Genomic DNA, 3,778 nt, shown 5'->3' on the forward strand with positions numbered 1-3,778 from the left:
TGTTTTTAGAAAATAGTAATTAAATTAACCTCTTAAAATTTAAAACTGCTCATTTTCTCCACCACTTGATGTGATTCGGATCACTAATATACTTGCACTTTCTGCCAATAATTTAATTGCGAAATAATCGCTAATAAATAAATACAACATGATAGTTGGAGGTTAATATGAGCACCGCATCTGTATATCTCAGTTATGCGTTTATCTACTTTGTATTGTTCATTGCAGTTCCTTTTATCGCTGTTACATTCGTGATGACTTGCATTAAGTTTTTCAAGTCAGAAACTGCAGCGCCAGTACATGCAAAGATTAAAGACCGTCTGTTTGATAATGAAAGCTTAGGTTTTCTTAAGTCTCTGAAGAGTCTGACTAAAGGTGAATATGAAATCTGCAGTCACGTTCCATTGGAGTCTGTTATCGAAGTTAATGCAGACGAAGCTGAACCTCATGGGTATCTGGACTATGTGCTGATTGACCAGAACTCATCAGAAATCAAAATGGTGATTTCTGATTTCAGCGATAAATCTAGTGCAGAAATCAAACCACTGCTTCAGAAACTCAACATCAGATTGATTGATATGAAGCGTAACTGCCCAATGGATAAACAGCATTTAATGCAGGCCTTGGCTGCCTGATGTTTACAGTCGATGTCGGTGACAATCTGAAAAAAAGGTTGTCACCCTTCTTCTCAAAAATAACAAACTAATAATCAGGTAACGAACTATGTTCAGGAATACTTGGCGCACAGTGCTCGGTGTTGCCACATTGGTATGCCTGTTGGGTTTCGGCACAGCCGGCACCGCCAATGCAGAAACATCTACCGCGCTGAAAATCAATGATGGCCCCTGCCTAAAATGCCACAAGCGCAATGGCACAATGCTGGGGGTTCACGGACAGGACAAAATGCATTTCACTTGCAGTACCTGCCACGGTGAACAGGGCGTCCATCCCCGCAAACCCAACGACATTCGGGTATTTAACCCCGATCCAGAGATCGCTCCCCAAGAGCAGAACAAAACCTGTCTCAGATGTCACCGCCCGGAAAAACTGGCTGCAGGCGAATGGACTCATAACGTCCACGCTAACAAAGTAAGTTGTGCTGCTTGCCACCAACTCCACCCGGCGACAGATCCGATGACCAAAATGACCGGTACACAACACAGTCAGTTGTGCCGTCAATGTCATGCGAAGTAGGGGGTGCGTGATGGATAAGTCAAAAAGACAATTTTTACAGGGCAGCGGGGCAGTGATTGCTGGCATCTCTCTGTATGTACTGACCAATGGTGAAGTGGCCGGTGAACAGCAGAAAGGTGCAGTCAAATACGCCATGCTGCATGACGAAAACAAATGTATTGGCTGTAATGCCTGCGCTGATAATTGCCGCAAGGTAAATCAGGTGCCAGAAGGGGTGGCACGTCTGGAAATCATCCGCACTGGCCCGTTTGGTGAATATCCGAATCAGTACTATCACTTTACCCGTAAATCCTGTGAACAGTGCGAAGATTCACCTTGTGTGCATGTGTGCCCAACCGGCGCTGCATTTAAAGACGAGAAAACCGGCATTGTTAGTGTGAATTCTTGGAAGTGTGTAGGTTGCCAGTATTGTATTGCGGCTTGTCCTTACCACATTCGCTTTATCAATCCGGTGACCAAAGCCGCTGATAAATGTGATTTCTGCCGTGAAACTCAGCTCAAACAAGGCAAACAGCCCGCTTGTGTGGAAGCGTGTCCGACTAAAGCGCTGGTATTTGGTGACTTGAATGATCCCAATTCAGAGATAGTCAAAGCGCTGGAAGAAAATCCGGTGTATCGCAATAAGAGAGATTTGGGAACTCATCCTAAATTGTTCCGTATTCAAGCTAAGCAGGGAGGGATAAACGTATGAGCCCTTTCCATTTTGAGCATCTGGTCTGGCATTGGCCAATCGCTTTTTACCTGTTTTTTGCCGGGGTTTCAGGCGGTGCTATGTTTTTCGCCGTGCTGTTGAAGAACTTTATTTTACGCGGTGACGCATACAAGTCTGGGTTTGTTCAGGCGGCTTGTATTGTTGCGCCTATCACTGTCATGGCAGGTTTGGGGATCTTAGTCACTGACCTGACCAAACCACTACATTTCTGGAAAATCATGGTGTTCTATAACCTGACTTCCGTTATGTCAGTGGGCGTGATCATCCTGTGTATTTACATGGTGTTCATGTTCCTGTGGATAGCGCTGGTGTTCCGTCCAGTCATTGACGAATGGTGTCGAACTCGCTTCCCTTGGGTGCTTAAACTGAGCGCATTCCTGAGCAGCAGTGAAGCGACTATCACCGGGTTGTTGGTCATTCTGGCTTTGGCATTGGGTGCCTACACTGGCTTCCTGCTGTCGGCTTTGCCTGGCTATCCGATGCTGAAGAACCCAGTACTGCCTATCCTGTTCCTGTTATCAGCGCTGTCTTCTGGTGCCGCTGCATCACTGTTGGGTGGTGTGCTGATGAAAGGCAACCCTGATGGACGTGAAGTGCATTTGATCCATAAGATCGAAATCCCGCTGATTTTGGTAGAGATGGTAGCCATTTTCACCTTCTTCCTTGGGTTGGTTCTGACCGGGGGACAAGCCAAAGTGGCTGCCGCCAATGCCTTAGGTTTTGGTTTCTGGGGTGTGGTGTTCTGGGTGGGGATCCTGTTGGTTGGCCTATCTGTGCCGCTGGCAATGAATCTGTTCATGACCGCTACCGCCAAACGCCGTTTTGCTTATGTTGCGGGGACTGCAACCTGTAGTTTGATTGGGGTGATACTGCTGCGTCATTTTATTCTGTACGCAGGGCAGATGACTATCGCCTAATGGATTATGTGTGAGCTTAGATAATAACGATAAATGCTAGAAAGAGCTGTATTCGAGTTTAAGGCAGTTATGTATGCCGTAAAACACGGAGGTCATTGGGCAGGACGCCATTTTGCTCTTTATCCACACATTACCCGAACCTCCACGGGTTTTGCCACCTGTTGAGCACGCAGGTGGCTTTTTATTGGTTGCAATATGGTGATGATCAGCCGCATCTCTTTGATTCGTTAAACTCTTTCCAACTTGTTTGATGTTAGGGTATTCAGCGTTTACATAAAGATATAGCGTCAAAAGGGCTGCTAATCTTCTAAGAGTGGTTTTGTCGAACGACGGATGCTTGGATGGTCGCTGTGACTGGCGAGATTATGTTGAATTTTCAACAGAACCTGACGGAATATTTCGACATGCTGCGGGTCGATGTCCTTCCACGCTGGCACCCACAGTTCATCAATAACATCACCAATTATCTTCAGGTTTTCAGACGCAGCGCTGGTGACAAACAAACCATTCACTCGCTGATCATTGGTAGGTTTGCGTCTTTCCAGCAACCCCATCTCTGCCAATTGATCAACAATTCGACCTAATTTGGCGGGCTGCATTCGCATCTGTTCGGCCAGTTCAACCTGTCTTATCCCAGGCGTCATATCTGCTCTTTTTAGGACATCTGCTTGTACTAGGCTGATATCTGCAATTTTCTCATGAACTTGAAAAGCAATACTCAGCATGCGGAGTATATCAACCATAACAAAACCGGATTTTTCTTGCATCTTATAAACCTACTACGGGAAAAATCGATTTGTCAGCTTACATTTCTTTACATAGCGCATCAGTAAGACAACTCGCATTTTCTGAATAAACCTCTAGGGTCTGAAATAAGGTTGATAATGCGGTTAATTATCAATTGCAGATTTCGTGAGAATACCACTGATATATAATTTCTATTTAAACCTACCAG

At 45.4% G+C, this 3,778-nt stretch carries 5 protein-coding genes; 4 read left to right on the forward strand and 1 reads right to left on the reverse strand.

Annotation, left to right across the window (positions count from 1 at the left end; translation table 11 throughout):
- The first annotated feature begins 167 nt into the window (after positions 1-167).
- The 4 genes from J3L11_RS18555 (at position 168) to nrfD (ending at position 2,823) form a co-directional block, all read left to right on the forward strand.
- The gene (locus J3L11_RS18555) at positions 168-635 is read left to right on the forward strand and encodes a hypothetical protein (protein ID WP_133038181.1); all 468 of its coding nucleotides are present in this window, start codon (positions 168-170) and stop codon (positions 633-635) included.
- Positions 636-723: 88 nt separating this feature from the next.
- Entirely contained in the window at positions 724-1,194 is a 471-nt protein-coding gene (locus tag J3L11_RS18560) for a nitrite reductase (RefSeq protein ID WP_207571952.1), read from the forward strand.
- A gap of 10 nt (positions 1,195-1,204) precedes the next feature.
- Entirely contained in the window at positions 1,205-1,885 is a 681-nt protein-coding gene (locus J3L11_RS18565; protein WP_207571953.1) for a 4Fe-4S dicluster domain-containing protein, read from the forward strand.
- On the forward strand, positions 1,882-2,823 hold the full coding sequence (gene nrfD, locus J3L11_RS18570; protein ID WP_189617280.1) for an NrfD/PsrC family molybdoenzyme membrane anchor subunit: 942 nt from the start codon (positions 1,882-1,884) through the stop codon (positions 2,821-2,823). The genes J3L11_RS18565 and nrfD overlap by 4 nt, the downstream gene beginning before the upstream one ends.
- A 299-nt stretch (positions 2,824-3,122) precedes the next feature.
- Here the strand turns inward: nrfD and J3L11_RS18575 are convergent, their stop codons facing one another.
- Complete coding sequence (locus tag J3L11_RS18575; RefSeq protein ID WP_207571954.1) at positions 3,123-3,590, reverse strand: MarR family transcriptional regulator; 468 nt, start codon at positions 3,588-3,590, stop codon at positions 3,123-3,125.
- Between the last annotated feature and the right edge of the window lie 188 nt (positions 3,591-3,778).

Origin of the sequence: Shewanella sp. 4t3-1-2LB (genome assembly GCF_017368415.1) — a bacterium.
Taxonomy (GTDB): Bacteria; Pseudomonadota; Gammaproteobacteria; order Enterobacterales; family Shewanellaceae; genus Shewanella; species Shewanella fodinae.